Source organism: Paracidovorax wautersii, assembly GCF_900113035.1.
GTDB lineage: Bacteria > Pseudomonadota > Gammaproteobacteria > Burkholderiales > Burkholderiaceae_C > Paracidovorax > Paracidovorax wautersii.
The window spans coordinates 93,321-110,115 of the sequence record NZ_FONX01000005.1 but is presented as its reverse complement, the minus strand read 5'-3'; the positions used below and the strand labels follow the sequence as shown (position 1 = coordinate 110,115).

Genomic DNA, 16,795 nt, shown 5'->3' with positions numbered 1-16,795 from the left:
CACAGCAAGCCAGACCAAGGACAGGGAGAACGCCATGCACCAGCCTTTCCAACGCCGCCCCCAGCGGCACCCGCGGCACCACCGCCTTCCGCTGCGCTCGACGGCGCTCGCCGGCCTCGCCATGCTGGGCACGCAGGCCGGAGCGGTGACCTTCGAGACCGAGAACCTGCGCGGCAGCTTCGACTCGACCATCACCATCGGCACGGGCATCCGGGCCAAGTCGCCGGACTGCTCGCTCATCATCGCGGGGGCCACGGGCAACGGCGCGCCCGGAGGCTGCCTGGCGCCCACCTCGTCCCTGGGCGACCAGGGCAACCTCAACTACGCCCGGGGCGACGCCTTCACCACCTACATCAAGGGCAGCCACGAACTGCTGCTGAAGATGCCCTCGGACATCACCTTCCTGGGCCGGGTGAACTGGCTCAAGGACTTCACCGCCACCGACACCACGGGCTACCTGAGCGCCGGCACGCCGCCCAACCTCACGGACGGCCTCGCCTCCGACGCGCGCCGGGACCTGAACTTCAAGGCCCGGCTGCTGGACTTCTGGGTCAGCAAGTCCTTCGACATCGGCGACCAGCGCGCCCGCGTGCGCATCGGCAACCAGGTCATCAACTGGGGCGAAAGCCTGTTCCTCTCGGGAGGCATCAACAGCACCAACGCGGTGGACGTGATGCGCGCCTCGCAGCCCGGCACCCAGCTCAAGGAAGTGCTGCTGCCCGCGCCCATGATCAGCGTGGCCAGCGGCCTGGGCCATGGCCTGAACATCGAGGGCTACGTGCAGACGCGCTGGAACGGCAACTACATGCCGCCCACCGGCAGCTACTGGTCCACCGCCAACGGCCTGGGCCGGGGGCATGAGGCCTATGGACTGGCCGAGATCAAGCCCAAGAACAGCGGCCAGTGGGGCCTGGCCCTGCGCTACCAGCCCGAGGGCACCTCGCTGAACCTGGGCGCCTACATCCTCAACTACCAGGACAAAGGCGCCAACTTCAGCACCAACGCGGGCGGCACGGGCCGTGCCGGCTGGGTCTTCGCCGAGGACCGCCGCCTCTACGGCGTGAGCGCGAACATGCCGCTGGGCGACTGGTCGATCGGCACCGAGCTCTCGTACCGCCCGCGCGATGCGGTGTCGCTCAACACCAGCGGCGGCTGCCTTTCGCAGAACGGCAACTGCTGGGTGGACGAGAAGAAGTTCCAGTGGCACCTGACCGGGCTCTACAGCATGACGCCCAGCAACTCCCAGGGCATCCTGAACTTCCTGGGCGCCGATACCGCCACGCTGAGCGCCGAGGCGGTGGTCGTGCGCTACCCCCACCTGAAGCAGATGTACGGCGCTGACCCGATCTCCGCCGGCGCATGGGGCTGGGGCCAGGAATACAACGCCGGCGCGGCGGCCATGCCCATGGGCTCGAAGACCGCCTGGGGCTACAACGTGGACTTCAGCTGGGTCTATGACGGCAGCCTGATTCCCGGCTGGCAGGTGATCCCGGAGATCTACTACTTCCAGGCGGTGAAGGGCCGCACGCCGAACGCCTCGGGCCAGCTGATGGAGGGCGCCAAGTCGGTCAACCTGATGGTGAGCTTCGTGCAGAACCCGGCCAAGTGGCAGGCCACGATCAACTACGCGGCCTTCTTCGGCGGCAAGCGGGTGTTCGACCAGCCGCTGCGCGACCGCAACTACGTGGGCATCACGCTCTCGCGCAACTTCTGACGATCCGGGCGGCGGCGCCTGCGCAGGCCCGCCGCCGCCGTTCACGCCTCCCGCGCCGGGGCCGGCCTCGTGCCGGCGCCGCCGGCGCCTTCCCTTTCCGACCGTCTGTTGAAAGCCGCCCGTGCCAGACTCCTCCCCCTCTCCTTCCCGCATCGTGCGCGCCGTGCAGCGCGTGGAGCGAATCGTCTTCCGCCGCCGCACCGCCCTGCTGGCCGTTCTGGCGCTGTTCACCGTGGTGATGGCCTGGTTCGCCGTGCAGCTGCGCATGGATGCCGGCTTCGACAAGCAGATGCCGGCCGGGCACGAGTACATCGCCACCTTCCAAGAATACCGCAACGACGTGCTGGGCGCCAACCGGCTCAACATCGTCGTCAAGGCCCGCCACGGCAGCATCTGGAACGCCCAGGCGCTCAAGCGCATCTACGAGGTGACCCAGGCCGTCACCTACCTGCCCAACGTGCAGCGGCTGGGCGTGAGCTCCATCTGGACGCCCAACAGCTTCGTCAACGAGATCACCGAGGAAGGCTTTCGCGCCGATCCGCTGATCGACAGCACCATCACCCCCGAGCAGCTGACCCCGGACGCCATCGCCAACATCCGGCGCGCCACGTCGCAGGGCGGCTTCCTGGGCACCCTGGTCTCGCGCGACGAGACCAGCGCCATGATCACGGCCGAGCTGCTGGAGTTCGACGCCGACAACCACAAGCTCGACTACGTGGCCTACAACCACCTGCTGGAAGACCGCATCCGGGCGAAGTTCGAGGACGCCGACTTCGAGATCCAGATCATCGGCTTCGCCAAGCAGATCGGCGACATCGCGGACGGCGCCCGCTCGGTGCTCAAGTTCTGCGCCATCGCGCTGGTGCTCACGGCCTTCGCCGTGTACTGGTACTGCCGTTCGCTGCGCTTCACGCTGCTGCCCATCGTGTGCTCGCTCACCTCGCTGGTGTGGCAGTTCGGCACGCTCAGGCTGCTGGGCTTCGGGCTCGATCCGCTCGGGGTGCTGGTGCCCTTCCTGGTGTTCGCCATCGGCGTGTCGCACGGCGTGCAGCAGATCAACTTCATCGTGCGGCAGATCTCGCAGGGCCGCAGCAACTACGACGCCTGCCGCGACAGCTTCACCGGCCTGCTGATCCCCGGCACGCTGGCGCTGGTGACGGCCTTCGTCTCGTTCGTCACGCTGCTGCTGATCCCGATCCCGATGGTGCGCGAGCTGGCCATCACCGCCTCGCTGGGCGTGGCCTACAAGATCGTCACCAACCTGGTGATGCTGCCCGTCGCGGCCTCGTACTTCGACATCGGCAGGCACTATGCGGATTCGGCCCTGGTGCTGCGCGAGAAGCGCTCGCACTGGCTGCGCACCCTGGCCCGCGTGGCCGAGCCGCGCAACGCCCTGGTGGTGCTGGCCGTGACGGCGGTGGTGTTCGCCGCCGCGGTGTGGCAAAGCCGCGACCGCGTGGTCGGCACGCTGCAGCCCGGAGCGCCCGAGCTGCGCGAGGACTCGCGCTTCAACCGCGACGCGGTGGCCATCTCCAGCCACTACGACACCGGCCTGGACTGGATCACGGTGATCTTCGAGGCCCCACCCAACAGCTGCGAGAACCCCAACGTCGGCCTCTACCAGGACCGCTTCACCTGGGCCATGCAGCCGGTCGAAGGCGTGCTCTCGGTGGCCTCCTACGCCGGCCAGCTGCGCCTCTACAACGAGGGCTACAACGAAGGCAACCCGAAGATGGCCGTGGTGCCGCTGGACCCGGGCAACTACGCCGCGCTCTCCACCGAGATCTCCCGCATCCCCGGCACCATGCGCAAGGACTGCAGCATGACCGCCGTCCACCTCTTCCTCACCGACCACAAGGCCACGACCATCCAGCGGGTGATCGACGCCGTCAAGCAGTTCCGCAGCGCGCACCCCATGCCCGGCATGCAGGTGCGGCTGGCCTCGGGCAATGCCGGGGTGCTGGCCGCCATCGACGACGAGGTCGAAAAGAGCGAGCTGCCGATGATGCTCTACGTCTATGCCGCCATCGTGGTGCTGGTGTTCGCGGTCTATCGCGACCTGCGCGCGGTCATCGCCTGCTGCCTGCCGCTCACCGTGGGCACCTTCATCGGCTACTGGTTCATGAAGGAGCTGCAGATCGGCCTCACGGTGGCCACCCTGCCGGTGATGGTGCTGGCCGTGGGCATCGGCGTGGACTACGCCTTCTATATCTACAACCGCCTGCTGATGCATCTGGCGAACGGCCAGCCCATGGTCAAGGCCGTGGAGAACTCGATCCTGGAGGTAGGCACGGCCACCATCTTCACCGCCATCACGCTGGCCATCGGCGTGGCGACCTGGTCGTTCTCGCAGCTCAAGTTCCAGGCCGACATGGGCAAGCTGCTGGCCTTCATGTTCATGGTGAACATGGTGATGGCCATGACCGCCCTGCCCGCCGTCGCGGTCTGGCTGGAGCGCCTCTTCCCGCGCCGCAAGCCGGTGCAGGCCACGGGCCTGCAGCACCACTGATGCCCACTGATGCCGTTCCTTTCCTGCCGACTGGTTTCCCACCCATGAGATCCACCACACCCCCGCCCAAGACTCTCCCCGCCCTGTGGCTGTGCGCGGCGCTCGCGCTGCCCGCCACCGGCGGGGCCCAGCCCGCGCCGGCCACACCGCCGGCTGCCGCGGCGGCGGCCCTGCCCGCCACCCCGCAGATCGCGCCCGCTCAGCTCGTGCGCCACGCCAGCCAGGCCATGCTGCTGGCCAGCGCCCACGCCGGGCCGCGCCTGGTGGCCGTGGGCGAGCACGGCGTGGTGCTGCTCTCGGACGATGGCGGCAAGACGCACCGCCAGGCGCGATCCGTGCCGGTGGACATCACCCTCACGGCCGTGAGCTTCGCGGACGACCGCCAGGGCTGGGCCGTGGGCCATGCCGGCGCCATCCTGCACACGTCCGACGGCGGCGAGACCTGGACGCTGCAGCGCAAGGACCTGCAGAACGACCGCCCCCTCTTCGCCGTGCATTTCTTCGATGCGCGGCACGGTGTGGCGGTGGGCCTCTGGTCCCTCGTGCTGGCGACGGACGACGGCGGCGCCACCTGGCAGACGGTGGAGATGCCGGTGCCCGAAGGCGCCCGCAAGGCCGACCTGAACCTGCTGGGCCTCTTCGCCGACGCCAAGGGCCGGCTCTTCGCCGCGGCCGAGAAAGGCACGGTGCTGCGCTCCGACGACCAGGGCCGGCACTGGACCTATCTGCACACCGGCTACCAGGGCTCGTTCTGGACCGGCGCCGCCCTGGCCGATGGCACGCTGCTGGCGGCCGGCATGCGCGGCGCGCTCTACCGCAGCACCGACGACGGCCAGAGCTGGCAGCGCGTGGACACGCACAGCCAGTCGTCGATCACCGCGCTGGCCGCATCGGGCAGGCAGGTGGTGGGCGTGGGCCTGGACGGGCTGGTGCTGCGCAGCCAGGACGGGGGCGCGAGCTTCGAGACCGAGAACCGGCCCGACCGACTGGGCCTGACCTCGGTGGCGCTGGGGCCCCAGGGCCGCGCCGTGCTCTATTCGCGCCAGGGTCCGGTAGCCACCGGCGGCGGCACCAGCGCGCAGCCCTGAAACAGCCCTGGAAAGCAAAAAGGGCGCAGGCCTTTCGCCTGCGCCCTCGGGCGTCACGTCACATCACGCAGCCGTTCACGCCACGCCGGAGCCGAAGCGCCCTTCGGCCGCCAGTGCGCTCAGGGGCTTGCGGCCGCTGGGCTGCTCCATGGCCTGCAGATACTCGGGCAGCGCAGCCTTGTCGCCGGGCCGGCCGATGGCCACCACAGCGTGGATCGCATAGCCCTCGGGCAGGCCTATCGCGCTCTGGAGCGCATCGGCGTCGAAGCCAGCCATGGCATGGGCGGCCCAGCCCGAGAGCGTGGCCTGGAACGCGAGGCTGGCCCAGGCGGCGCCGGCATCGAAGGCATGCGAGGCATTGGGCGCTGCCGCCTCGGCCCCGGGGAAGACGGCCTGCTCCGCAGAGATCACGACCACCAGAGCCGCCGCATGCTGCGCCCAGCCCTGGTTGAACTCCACCAGCGAACCGAAGATGGGCGCCCAGGCGGCCGTGTCGCGGCGCGCATAGACGAAGCGCCAGGGCTGCGCGTTGTAGGCCGAAGGCGCCCAGCGCGCGGCTTCGAGCAGGCTCAGCAAGGCGGGTTCGGGGATCGCGGTGCCGGCGAAGGCGCGGGGCGACCAGCGGTTGGTGAAGAGCGGATCGATGGGGTGGTCGGGCGTGCGGGGTGCGGACATGGGTTCTCCGTGAAACGGGCGAGAGTATGAAGGAATGGACAGGTGGAGCGGATGACAGGCGGGTGACGCCTCAGAACGTGTTCACGATCTCAGATGCCCGCCATGTTGATGTATTTGATGGTCAGATAGTCCTCGATGCCGTGGCGCGAGCCCTCGCGCCCCAGGCCGGACTGCTTGATGCCGCCGAAGGGCGCGACCTCGTTGGAGATGAGGCCGGTGTTCACGCCCACCATGCCGTATTCCAGGCGCTCGGCCACGCGCCAGACGCGGCCCAGGTCGCGGGCGTAGAAATAGCTGGCGAGGCCGAATTCGGTGTCGTTCGCCATGGCGACCACCTCGTCCTCGGTGCGGAAGCGGAAGATCGGCGCCATGGGGCCGAAGGTCTCCTCGCGGGCCACGCGCATCGCCTGCGTCACGCCCACCACCAGGGTGGGCTCGAAGAAGCTGCGCCCCAGCGCGTGGCGCTGCCCGCCCGTGAGCACGCGCGCGCCCTTGGCGGTGGCATCCGCCAGGTGCTCCTCCACCTTGCGCACGGCGGCCTCGTCGATCAGCGGGCCGATGCGCACGCCCTCCTCGTCGCCCGGGCCCACCTTCAGCGCAGCAAGCGCGGCGGCGAGCTTGTCCGCGAAGGCGTCATGGACGCTGTCGTGCACATAGAGCCGGTTGGCGCAGACGCAAGTCTGGCCGGCATTGCGGAACTTGGAGACGATCGCGCCTTCCACGGCGGCGTCCAGGTCGGCATCGTCGAACACGATGAAGGGCGCGTTGCCGCCCAGCTCCATCGACACCTTCTTGACCGTGGCGGCGGTCTGCTGCATCAGGTGCCGTCCGACCTCGGTGGAGCCGGTGAAGCTGAGCTTGCGCACCAGCGGGTTGGTGGCCAGCTCGGTGCCGACCTCGCCGGCCGCGCCCGTGACCACCGACAGCACGCCCGCCGGAATGCCGGCGCGCTCGGCCAGCGCCACCAGGGCCAGCGCCGTGAGCGGCGTCTGGCTGGCCGGCTTGACGACCATCACGCAGCCGGCGGCGAGGGCCGGCCCGGCCTTGCGCGTGATCATGGCGGCGGGGAAGTTCCAGGGCGTGATGGCGGCGCAGACGCCCACCGGCTCCTTGACGACCACGATGCGCTGCGAGGCGATGGGCGCGGGAATGGTCTCGCCATAGACCCGCTTGGCCTCTTCGGCGAACCACTGGATGAACGAGGCGGCGTAGCCGATCTCGCCACGCGCCTCGGCCAGCGGCTTGCCCTGCTCGGCCGTCATGATGCGCGCCAGATCGTCCTGGTGCTCCAGGATCAGCGCATGCCAGCGCACCAGCAGCGCCGAGCGCTCGTGCGCCGTGCGGGCGCGCCAGGCGGGCCAGGCGCGGTTCGCGGCGGCGATGGCCTCGCGCGTCTCGCCCTGGCCCAGGCGGGGCACCTGGCCGATGACGGCGCCGGTCGCGGGGTTGGTGACGGCGATGGTGCGCTCGCCGGATATCCAGCGGCCGTCCACCAGGCATTGGTCGCGCAGCAGCGAGGGGTCTTTCAGGTTCAGCATGGGCAATGGGTCCTGGGAGAGTCGGGAAGTGAAAAGGGAAAGGCTCAGACCTGCGTGACCATCTTGGTCACCAGGAAGGCGTCGAACGATTCGGTGCCGCCTTCGCTGCCGAAGCCGCTGTCCTTGACGCCGCCGAAGGGCAGCTCCGGATGGGCCATGCCGGAGTGGTTGATGTTGACCATGCCGGCCTCCAGCCCCTGGGCCACGCGGTGCGAGGTGCGCAGCGAGGTCGTGAAGACATACGAGGCCAGCCCGAAAGGCAAGGCGTTGGCGCGCCGCAGGGCTTCGTCCACCGTGTCGAAACGGGCCAGCGCGGCGACGGGGCCGAAGGGTTCCTCGCGCATCACGCGCGCCGTCTCGGGCACGCCTGCCAGCAGGGTCAGGGCATGGAAATGGCCGGCGCCCGGCAGGCGCTGGCCGCCCAGCACCACGTCGGCACCGGCCTGTTCGGCATCGCGCACCAGCTCGCTCACGGCCTGCAGGCGCCGTTCGTGGATCAGCGGGCCCATCTGCACGCCCTCTTCCAGGCCATGGCCCACGCGCACGGAGGCCAGGGCTTCGGCGAAGGCGGCGAGGAAGCGGTCATGCACGCCGCTCTGGACGAAGAAGCGCGTGGGCGACACGCAGACCTGGCCCGCGTTGCGCGACTTCATGCGCGCCAGCATGCTGGCGGCCTGGGGCACGTCTGCATCGTCGAACACCAGCACCGGGGCATGGCCACCCAGCTCCATGGTCATGCGCTTGAGGTGGGAGGCGGCCAGCGCCGCCAGCTGCCGCCCCACCGGCACCGAGCCGGTGAAGGAGACGACGCGCACCTGCGGCGCCTCGATCAGCCGGCGGGATATCTCGGCCGGCGGACCCCAGAGGATGTTGAAGACGCCCGCGGGCAGGCCTGCGTCGTGGAAGAGCCGGGCCATCGCCACGATGGCGCTGGGCGATTCCTCCGGCCCCTTGAGCACCATGGTGCAGCCGGCCGCGATGGCTGCCGCGGCCTTCTTCATGGCTTGGCCGAAGGGGAAGTTCCAGGGGCTGAAGGCCGCGCAGACCCCGGCCGGCTCCCGCGCCACCCACTGCCGCACGGCCGGGTCGCGCGAGGGCACCACCCGGCCGTAGATGCGCCGGCCTTCCTCGGCATGCCACTCGATGTGCTCGGCGGCGTTGAGGACTTCGGCCACCGCATCGGCCAGCGGCTTGCCGTTGTCCTGCGTGATGGCGCGGCCGATGGCGGCCGAGCGCTCGCGGGTCAGCGCGGCGACGCGGCGCAGCACGTCCGAGCGCTCCAGCGGCGAGACCTGGCGCCAGGTCTGGAAGGCGGCGTGGGCCGCGTTCAGCGCGTGGTCGATGTCCGCGCTGGTGGCCCAGGGCAGCCGGCCCAGCGGCTCCAGGGTGGCGGGGTCGCGCACTTCCTGGAACTGGCGTCCGGCCAGGCCGTGGAAGCGGCCGTCGATGTAGAGCAGGAGTTCGGGGTACATGGTCGTAGTGAATCTGGGGCGAAGGCGCCCCGGTGATGGACCGAAGGGATGGGATGCCAAGGGAGCGGGCGGCCGGTGATGGCAGCCCGCCTCAGCCTCAAGCGCCGGCTCAGGCAGCCAGGGCGTCGGCCGGCGCGGCGTGCTGGGCCTCGGACGCGGGCACGGGGCCATCGGCCAGCACGTCGCCGCAGAAGGCCGTCAGCTCGGGCACGGCGTCGGACGCCGCGCCCACGGCGGCGATGAAGCGGTCGGGCCGGATCAGCACCCAATCGACGCCCGTGCGCTGGAACCAGAGGCCCAGGCTGTTCTCCACGTCCTGGATCACCGCGCCGGTGATGGCTTCGACCGCGGGCGAACCCCAGTCGCGGGCACCGCAGCGCGAGCGCAGGGCCACGTAATGGTCGCAGCCCAGGCGGGCCAGGCTCTCGCGCAGGCTGGCGGGCGCATCGGCCAGCGGGTCGCTGCGCCAGCTGACGAGCGCGAAGCGCGGGCCCACCAGGTCGTCCAGCCGCTGGGTGAAGCCGCAGCGGAACTCGACGTTGGGCTGGATGAACATGCGCCCCACCAGTTCGTCGCGCTGCGCCACGCCGCTGTTGCGCACGATACCGCGGGTGAAGCGCGGCATGGGCTTGAACTTCATCTGCAGCACGTAGTCGCGCACCTTCGGAATGTTGCGGATCGAGAGGAAGAAGCGGTCGCGCAGCCAGGCCACGAAGCGGTTGCGCTGCGAGAGCACGGCGCCGAACAGGTCGGCCAGATCGATCATGGCCTTGGCATGGGCGTGGCGCTCTTCCTGGTAGCTGGAGAGCAGCTCGGGCTTGAGCCGGCCCTGGAGGATCCAGGCCAGCTTCCAGGCCAAGTTGAAGGCGTCGCGCACGCCGGCATTGAGGCCCTGGCCGATCCAGGGCGGCGTGATGTGGGCGGCATCGCCCGCCAAGCACACGCGGCCCACGACGAAGGAGCCGGCGACGCGCGAATTGTGGGTATAGACGCGCGCCCGGATCACGTTGAGCTTTTCCGGCTCGGCCACATGGCTGCGCAGCAGCTCGCAGACCTTGTCGGGCGCCAGCATCTGCTCGCCGTCCTCGCCCGGGAACAGCATGAACTCCCAGCGCCGCAGGCCATAGGGCAGGCGCAGGCAGACATGGGGCCGCTGCGGCTCGCAGTGCAGCGCGGTGTAGGGCGCATCCAGCGGGTCCGCATCGCATTCGATCACCACCCACTTGGCGGCATGGGTGCGGCCTTCGTAGGGGAGCTTGAGGATGCGCTCGCGCACCAGGCTGCGGCCGCCGTCGCAGGCCACCACGTAGCTGGCGCGCACCTGGGTTTCCACGCCGGCCAGGTTGCGCAGCGTGGCGGTCACGCCGTCTTGGTCCTGCACCAGGTCGAGCAGTTCCACGCCCACGCGCAGCTCCACCTCGGGAAAGCGCGCCAGGCCCTGGCGCAGCGTGGCCTCGCCCAGCGGCTGCGAGAACAGGTTGCGGCGGAACCAGCCGAATTCGCGGGTCGAGGGCAGGATCTCGGCGAAGCACTGGCGCGAGCCGGTGTACATGCGCATGGGCACGTTCTGGATCATGTCGCGCAGCATGTCGTCGGCCAGGCCCGCGGACTGGAAGGTGCGCAGGGCCTCGTCGTCCAGCCCCACGGCGCGGGGGTAGTCCAGCACCGCCGGGCTGCGGTCGATCACGAGGGCGCGCACGCCGTAGGTGCCCAGCAGGTTGGCGATGGTCACGCCCACGGGCCCGGCGCCGACGATCAGCACGGGCACGGTCGTCGGTGTTGTCATGGAAGCCTCCATTCTTGTCGTCTCATGCAGGGGGCGCAGGCGCCCCGTCAGGCCGGGCTCAGCAGGCGGCTGTCCTGCTGCACCAGCAGGTGGCGCACCTGCTTGCGGAATTCGGTGAAGCGGGCATCGGACAGCAGCTCGCCGCGGCGGCGGGAACGCTCCTCGAGGCTGTCGAAGCGCCAGTGGAAGACCAGCTGGTTGAGATCGCCGGTCTCCGGCGTCATGAGCGCGACGAGCTGGCCCAGCACCTGGGTCTGCACCTCGCGGCCCAGCTCGTTGTAGATGCGCAGGTATTCGCGCACGCCGCCGGGCACCAGGGAATAGGTTCTGATTTCGTGGATCACGGGGTCGTCTCCGGGAAAGTCGTTGTCGTTGTGTCCGCCGCCTGGGCCGCTGCTGGCGACGGGGGCCGCTGCAGGAAGCCCTTGACCGCCTGCGCGAACAGTTCGGCCTGGTCGTCGTGCACGTAGTGCCCGGCATCGGGGATTTCCGCCGCTTCGATGAGCGGGTTGGCGGCCCGCATGCGCTCCACCATCTCGGGTTGCAGGTAGTCGGACCGGCCGCCGCGCACCACCAGGGTCTCGCAGGCGATGGCGCTCACGTAAGGGACCAGATCGACGACGCGCGCCGGGTCGGGGCACAGCCGCGTGCGGGCGATGCCCACATGGTCGTAGCGCCAGGTGAGGCCGCCGTCGGCCAGCGGCTTGAGCATGCTGCGCAGGCGCTGCTGGCGCGCCTCTTCCGTGACCGTGGGGCGCAGCGTGCGCATGAACTCGCTGGCCTGCTCCCAGCTGTCGAAGCGGCTGGGGGTGGTGGCGAATTCCTGGCGTATGCGCCGCGCGCCTGCGCTCGCCTCGAAGGCGCCGGGGCCGGCGTCTTCGATGACCAGGCGCCGCACTTGGCGCGGGTTCTGCGCCGCATAGACGATGGCGTTGATGCCGCCCATCGAATGCCCGAGCAGGTCGAAGCGCTGCAGCTCAAGCGCCTGCACCACGGCCTTCAGGTCGGCCACATAGGCATCGGTGTAGTAGTCGTGCAGCGGGTCCCAGTCGGTCTCGCCGCGGCCGCGCTGGTCGAACGCGATCACGCGCATGCCCGGCTGCAGCGCCTGCGCGAGGCCGGCGAAGGTCTCGGCATAGCCGCGGATGCCGTGCAGCATCACGACCGGCCAGCCCGTGGCGTCGCCCCATTCGGTGACGTGGAAATGAAGCCCGCGCAGGGCGAGCGTGCGGTCGCGGCGTTGCATGGTGGGCGGCTCTGCGGGGTCGGGCGGGCGCCGGTTCAGTACAGGCCGTCCTGGCCCTTGACCTCGGAGGCGGCGAGCCCGCCCAGGCGGGCGTTCAGCCGGCCGCGCGTGGCGAAGGCCCAGATGACGAGCAGCTCGTCGCGGTTGGGGCCGTCGCTGAAGTGCGCGGTGACGGTGTCGTAGTGCGAGCGCACGTAGAGCGCGTCCTTGTGGGCCAGCGGAATGTCGATCACGGTGCCGGGGCCGCCGCGCTTGCCGGTCGATGGCACCCAGGACTTGCCGCCGCCGATGCCCTCGCGCACCGGGTTGGCGGCGGGGTTGGTGAGCAGCGCGTTGCCGTGCTCGTATTCGCCGTCGATGCCCACCAGGCAGGCCTTGCCGTAGCTCTCGATGGGCTGGCCGGCAGCGGCCTCGCGGATGCGGCGGGCGAATTCGCGGCCCAGCGCGGGCGAGGGATCGATCAGCGCCGACAGGTCCTGCTCGAAGCGGCCGGCGAACGGGTTCTTCAGGCAGGCGGCGATGACGATCTTGCGCAGCGGCGCGCCGTCGGCCGGGGCGCCGGTCTCGCCGGCGTGCGTGTCTTCGATCTGGAGATACCACTTGCGGATGTGGAAGGCGCTGAGGTCGGAGGTGGTCATGGGAAAGGTTCCGAAGGTTGGATGCAGGGAATGGGGATGAGCGTTGCGGACGCGGCTGCGCAACTCAGAGCGGCTTCAGGTCGAAGTGGCCGCTGGGCGCGTTGTATTGGCCCAGCAGCTGCTTGCCCTCTTCGTCGTCGTGCACGGTTTCCAGGAAGAACTCGAAGCGGTGCCCGTCGGGGTCTTCGAAATAGAGGCCGTAGCCGACCTTGTGGTCGGTGGTCTTCACGACCGGAATGCCCTTGCGCAGCAACATGCCGTGCAGGCGGCGCAGGTCGTCCATGTCGCCCTCGATCTCCAGCCCGTAGTGCTGCAGATTGATCGTGCCGCGCGTGGCGGCGGCGGGGTCGTCCACCTGGATCAGCGCGATGTCATGGTGCTTCTGTCCGAAGGTCAGGAACACCCAGCGCTCGCCGCGCGCGGTCACCGTCATGCCCAGCACGTCCTCGTACCAGGGGGCGGAGGCGAAAGGGTCCTTGACGAAGAGCGCCAGGTGGGTGCGGCGGATGCGGGCCTTGACCTCGACGCCGCCGGGCGGGAGAGCGGGAATGTGGTCCGACATGGTGGGCCTCCTCGCCGCTCAGTGGATGGACTGCGGATGGGCGTGGACCGGCGCCGTGAAGGGCGTCCAGGCCACTGCCGTGATCTCGCTGAAGTCGCGCCATTCCTTGTACCAGCTCAAGCCGCCGTCGGTGGAGCGCAGCAGGTGGCCGTACTTGGTGCCGGCAAAGAGCAGCGCCGGGTCGCTGGCGTGCGCGCCGAAGGCCCAGACGGTGGAATTGGGCGTGGTGTGCAGCACCGTCTGCGCCCAGGTCTGGCCGCGGTCTTCGGAGCGGTAGATGCGGGTCTGGCGGCCGGGCGTGCCGTCGCCGATCGCCAGCAGCAGCTGTTTGCCGGCACGGTCCAGCACCTGCACCGTGCGGGTGTAGTACAGGCCGTCGAAGCGGTCCTTGGAGGGCGAGAACGCGAAGGTCTTCGCATCGTCGGTGCTCTCGCACACCGAGTTGACCGTGACCACCACATGCTTGGCGGGCGCCTCGGCCGTGGCCGGCAGCACGGCGATGGCGTGGATGTCGGAGTTGTTGATGCCGCGCCCGGGCGTGTCCACCCGCTCCCAGGTGTCGCCCGCATCGTTGCTGCGCCAGGCGCCGCCCTCTTCCACGCCGAACCAGACCTCCTCGGCCCGCTCGGGGTGGAAGGCCACGGTGAGGATGCGCGGGCGGTGCACGCCCGAGCAGAACTCGGGCAGCTCCACGTCCAGCTGCGTCCAGGTCAGGCCGCCGTCGCGCGAGCGGAACATGCGCGCCCGCGACGGCGCGCCCGTGCCGGCCAGCACCAGCTGGGGGTTGGCCGGGCTGAAGGCCATCGCCCACACCGTGAGCCCGTCGGCGGGCGACGGCACGCGCTGGAAATGCGCGCCGCCGTCGGTGCTGAGGCAGATGCCCACGTCGGCGCCCGCCAGCACGCGGCTGGGGTCGGACGGGTCCACCGCCAGCGAGCGCACCGTGCCGTCGAACTCGATGGCCTCCTTGAGGCCCAGGCGGTGCCAGGTACTGCCGTTGTCCGCACTGCGCAGGATGCCCTGCCCGGCCGTTGCGACCAGAATCGTTCCGTTCATGTCTGCTGCTCCTTCGATGTGCAATGGGTTCAGAGGAAGACGCCGCGCGTGATGCCGCCGTCCACGGCGATGGATTCACCCGTGATGGCCGCGGCCCGGTCGGAGGCGAGGAAGAGCACCACGTCGGCGATCTCCTCCACCTGCAGCACGCGGCGGATCGGCGTGGCCTTGGCGTAGTTGGCCTCGACCTGCTCGGGCGTCAGGCCCTGCAGCTTGGCTTCCTTGGCGTAGAGCTCGTGGATGTGCGGGGTCTCGACCACGCCGGGGTGGATCACGTTCACCGTGATGCCGGCCGGGCCCAGCTGGTCCGACAGGGTCTTGGTCAGGTGGCAGATGGCCACGTTGCGCATGCCCGAGAGCTGCTTGCTGCCCCGGCCCGTGAGGCCGCCGATGTTGACGATGCGCCCCCAGCCGCCGCGGCGCATGTGGGCCGCCGCCGCCTTGGCGAAGCGCATGTAGCCCACCACCTTGATGTTGATGTCTTCCAGCAGGCCTTCGGGGCTCGCGTTCTCGATCTCGCTGCGCACCAGGCCGCCCGGGTGCGCGGCGCCGTTGACCAGGATGTCGATGCGCCCGAAGCGCGCGCCGACCAGTTCGACCGCGGCTTCGACCTGCGCCGTGTCCGCCACGTCGGCGGGGGCGGCCATCACCTCGGTGCCGGTGGCCTCGGTGATCTCGCGCGCCACCTGTTCCAGCGTGGCCTGGTTGCGGGCCACGATGCCCACGCGCACGCCTTCGGCGGCCAGCGCCTGCGCCACTGCCCGGCCGATGCCCAGGCTGCCGCCGGTCACGATGGCCACCTTGCCGTTGAGTTTCAAATCCATGTCTGTTGCTCCTTCGATGAGCGCGGGCCGCCTCGGGCTGCGCTGTTGGGGGGTGATGTGCTGCGTCGCGGACGGGCCGTCACAGCGCCATTTCGATCAGGGCCGGGCCGCTGCGGGCGAACGCCTCGCGCAGCTGGCCGGCCAGTTCCTCCGCCGTGGCGGCGCGCGTGGCCGGCACGCCGTAGGACTCGGCCAGGCCCACCCAGTCGATGCGGGGAGAGTCCAGCGCGGTCATGGCCTCGGCGCGTGCACCCAGGGCCGCGCCGCCGCGCCGCAGTTCATTGCGCAAGATGGCGTACTGGTGGTTGGCCGCGACCAGCACCACGATGTCGAGCCCCTCGTGGGCCATCGTCCACAGCGTCTGGATGGTGTATTGCGTGCTGCCGTCGGAAACCAGCGCCACCACCTGACGGTCCGGGCAGGCGATGGCCGCGCCCAGCGCCACGGGCAGCCCCTGGCCGATGGCGCCGCCGGTATTGGTGAGCGTGGTGTGCGCGGGCGCTGCGGCCGAGGCCGCATAGAACGGATAGCCGCAGGTGCCGCCCTCGACGGAGACGATGGCCTGCGCGGGCAGCGCGCGCGCCAGCACGGCGGCGATGGCGGCGGGCGTGAGCGGCCCTTCGGGCTGCGGCGGCAGCGCATGCACGGGCGCGGCATAGGCAGGCGCCTCCAGCGCGTCGGCCAGCCGCTCCAGCCGCTCGGCCACCGGCAGGCCCGGCTCGGCGATGGTCAGCAGGCGTTCGGGCTCCACCAGCGCGCTGGGGTGGCCGGCATAGCCGAAGTACGTCACCGGCGGCATGGCGCCGGCCAGCACCACCAGGTCGCACGGGTCCAGCACGGCGCGGGCCGGCTCGGGGAAGTACGGCAGCCGGTCGAAGGCGGGCAGGCCCTGGCCGCGCTCGGAGCGGGAGGGAAAGGTCTCGGCATAGGCTGCGGCACCCAGCACCGACGCCAGGCGCGAGACGGCGCGCTGCGCGCGAACGCCCAGGCCGCTGAGCTCTCCGCCCCCGCCCAGCAGGAAGACGATGCGGCGCCCGGCCCGCAGGCGGCCCAGGGCCTGGGCATGGTCGTAGCCATCGGCCTGCGATGCCTTCTGAGGCTCCTGGGCAGGCGCGGCGCCGGGCGGCGCGGACACGGGATCGGCCTGGTAGTCGGCCGGGAAGATGAGCGTGGCGCCCTGCCCGCCCGCGGCGAGGCTCTGGCGCACCGCATCCTCCGCCGCCGGCACCACGTCGTCCGTGCCGGCGATGCGATGCACCCAGCCCGAGACCGGTCGCGCCAGCGATTCGATGTCCGAGGTGAGCGGCGCGTCGTAAGGCAGGTGCCAGCTCATGTGGTCGCCGATCACGTTGACGATGGGCGTGCGCGCGCGGCGGGCGTTGTGCAGGTTGGCGATGCCGTTGGCGAAGCCCGGGCCCAGGTGCAGCAGCGTGGCGGCGGGCCGGCCCCGCATGCGGCCGTAGCCGTCGGCGGCGCCGGTGCAGACGTTTTCCTGCAGGCCCACCACGCAGCGCATCTCGGGCAGCGCTTCCAGGCCGCGCACCAGGTCGAGCTCGGTCGTGCCCGGGTTGGCGAAGCAGGTATCCACCCCTTGCGCCGAAAGCGCGGCCCACAAGGCCTGCGCACCACTCGTTTGCTTCATTGCCGATCCTCTGTTGATTTCGGTTGGTTCATGTCAGGCAGCCCC

General features: G+C 70.4%; 14 protein-coding genes. 3 read left to right on the top strand and 11 right to left on the bottom strand.

Features of this window, described 5'->3' with window-relative positions:
• The first annotated feature begins 34 nt into the window (after positions 1-34).
• The 3 genes from BM070_RS09425 (at position 35) to BM070_RS09415 (ending at position 5,311) form a co-directional block, all read left to right on the top strand.
• Entirely contained in the window at positions 35-1,714 is a 1,680-nt protein-coding gene (locus BM070_RS09425; protein ID WP_092939337.1) for a DUF1302 domain-containing protein, read from the top strand.
• 121 nt (positions 1,715-1,835) lie between these two features.
• Complete coding sequence (locus BM070_RS09420) at positions 1,836-4,223, top strand: efflux RND transporter permease subunit (RefSeq protein WP_092939336.1); 2,388 nt, start codon at positions 1,836-1,838, stop codon at positions 4,221-4,223.
• A 44-nt stretch (positions 4,224-4,267) separates the two neighbouring features.
• Complete coding sequence (locus BM070_RS09415) at positions 4,268-5,311, top strand: WD40/YVTN/BNR-like repeat-containing protein (protein ID WP_092939335.1); 1,044 nt, start codon at positions 4,268-4,270, stop codon at positions 5,309-5,311.
• Between the two features lie 75 nt (positions 5,312-5,386).
• Here the strand turns inward: BM070_RS09415 and BM070_RS09410 are convergent, their stop codons facing one another.
• From BM070_RS09410 to BM070_RS09360, 11 genes are all read right to left on the bottom strand, one after another.
• Entirely contained in the window at positions 5,387-5,986 is a 600-nt protein-coding gene (locus tag BM070_RS09410; protein ID WP_092939334.1) for a nitroreductase family protein, read from the bottom strand.
• 89 nt (positions 5,987-6,075) lie between these two features.
• On the bottom strand, positions 6,076-7,524 hold the full coding sequence (locus tag BM070_RS09405) for an NAD-dependent succinate-semialdehyde dehydrogenase (RefSeq protein WP_092939333.1): 1,449 nt from the start codon (positions 7,522-7,524) through the stop codon (positions 6,076-6,078).
• A 44-nt stretch (positions 7,525-7,568) separates the two neighbouring features.
• Positions 7,569-8,996 carry an NAD-dependent succinate-semialdehyde dehydrogenase gene (locus BM070_RS09400; protein ID WP_092939332.1) on the bottom strand — a complete coding sequence of 476 codons (1,428 nt, stop codon included), beginning with the start codon at positions 8,994-8,996 and terminating at the stop codon, positions 7,569-7,571.
• A 109-nt stretch (positions 8,997-9,105) separates the two neighbouring features.
• Positions 9,106-10,782, bottom strand: coding sequence for a bifunctional 3-(3-hydroxy-phenyl)propionate/3-hydroxycinnamic acid hydroxylase (locus tag BM070_RS09395; protein ID WP_092939331.1), 1,677 nt, complete (start codon positions 10,780-10,782; stop codon positions 9,106-9,108).
• A gap of 47 nt (positions 10,783-10,829) precedes the next feature.
• Entirely contained in the window at positions 10,830-11,126 is a 297-nt protein-coding gene (locus tag BM070_RS09390) for an NIPSNAP family protein (protein ID WP_092939330.1), read from the bottom strand.
• A complete protein-coding gene (locus BM070_RS09385) occupies positions 11,123-12,028 on the bottom strand; it encodes an alpha/beta fold hydrolase (protein WP_092939329.1) in 906 nt (301 codons plus the stop codon). The genes BM070_RS09390 and BM070_RS09385 overlap by 4 nt, the downstream gene beginning before the upstream one ends.
• 35 nt (positions 12,029-12,063) lie before the next feature.
• Entirely contained in the window at positions 12,064-12,666 is a 603-nt protein-coding gene (locus BM070_RS09380) for an amino acid synthesis family protein (RefSeq protein WP_092939328.1), read from the bottom strand.
• A gap of 64 nt (positions 12,667-12,730) precedes the next feature.
• Positions 12,731-13,228: a VOC family protein gene (locus BM070_RS09375; RefSeq protein ID WP_092939327.1), complete on the bottom strand. Its 498-nt coding sequence runs from the start codon at positions 13,226-13,228 to the stop codon at positions 12,731-12,733.
• Positions 13,229-13,246: 18 nt separating this feature from the next.
• Positions 13,247-14,284 carry a WD40/YVTN/BNR-like repeat-containing protein gene (locus tag BM070_RS09370; protein WP_092939326.1) on the bottom strand — a complete coding sequence of 346 codons (1,038 nt, stop codon included), beginning with the start codon at positions 14,282-14,284 and terminating at the stop codon, positions 13,247-13,249.
• 29 nt (positions 14,285-14,313) lie between these two features.
• The gene (locus tag BM070_RS09365; protein WP_092939325.1) at positions 14,314-15,108 is read right to left on the bottom strand and encodes an SDR family NAD(P)-dependent oxidoreductase; all 795 of its coding nucleotides are present in this window, start codon (positions 15,106-15,108) and stop codon (positions 14,314-14,316) included.
• Positions 15,109-15,187: 79 nt separating this feature from the next.
• Entirely contained in the window at positions 15,188-16,750 is a 1,563-nt protein-coding gene (locus BM070_RS09360) for an acetolactate synthase large subunit (protein ID WP_092939324.1), read from the bottom strand.
• Positions 16,751-16,795: the final 45 nt, after the last annotated feature.

Excerpts from the sequence above, each read along its gene's own strand:
- BM070_RS09380 (WP_092939328.1), bottom strand. The coding sequence starts at position 12,666 with ATGACCACCTCCGACCTCAGCGCCTTCCACATCCGCAAGTGGTATCTC.
- BM070_RS09425 (WP_092939337.1), top strand. The coding sequence starts at position 35 with ATGCACCAGCCTTTCCAACGCCGCCCCCAGCGGCACCCGCGGCACCAC.
- BM070_RS09385 (WP_092939329.1), bottom strand. The coding sequence starts at position 12,028 with ATGCAACGCCGCGACCGCACGCTCGCCCTGCGCGGGCTTCATTTCCAC.
- BM070_RS09365 (WP_092939325.1), bottom strand. The coding sequence starts at position 15,108 with ATGGATTTGAAACTCAACGGCAAGGTGGCCATCGTGACCGGCGGCAGC.
- BM070_RS09415 (WP_092939335.1), top strand. The coding sequence starts at position 4,268 with ATGAGATCCACCACACCCCCGCCCAAGACTCTCCCCGCCCTGTGGCTG.
- BM070_RS09400 (WP_092939332.1), bottom strand. The coding sequence starts at position 8,996 with ATGTACCCCGAACTCCTGCTCTACATCGACGGCCGCTTCCACGGCCTG.
- BM070_RS09410 (WP_092939334.1), bottom strand. The coding sequence starts at position 5,986 with ATGTCCGCACCCCGCACGCCCGACCACCCCATCGATCCGCTCTTCACC.
- BM070_RS09375 (WP_092939327.1), bottom strand. The coding sequence starts at position 13,228 with ATGTCGGACCACATTCCCGCTCTCCCGCCCGGCGGCGTCGAGGTCAAG.
- BM070_RS09370 (WP_092939326.1), bottom strand. The coding sequence starts at position 14,284 with ATGAACGGAACGATTCTGGTCGCAACGGCCGGGCAGGGCATCCTGCGC.
- BM070_RS09360 (WP_092939324.1), bottom strand. The coding sequence starts at position 16,750 with ATGAAGCAAACGAGTGGTGCGCAGGCCTTGTGGGCCGCGCTTTCGGCG.
- BM070_RS09395 (WP_092939331.1), bottom strand. The coding sequence starts at position 10,782 with ATGACAACACCGACGACCGTGCCCGTGCTGATCGTCGGCGCCGGGCCC.
- BM070_RS09405 (WP_092939333.1), bottom strand. The coding sequence starts at position 7,524 with ATGCTGAACCTGAAAGACCCCTCGCTGCTGCGCGACCAATGCCTGGTG.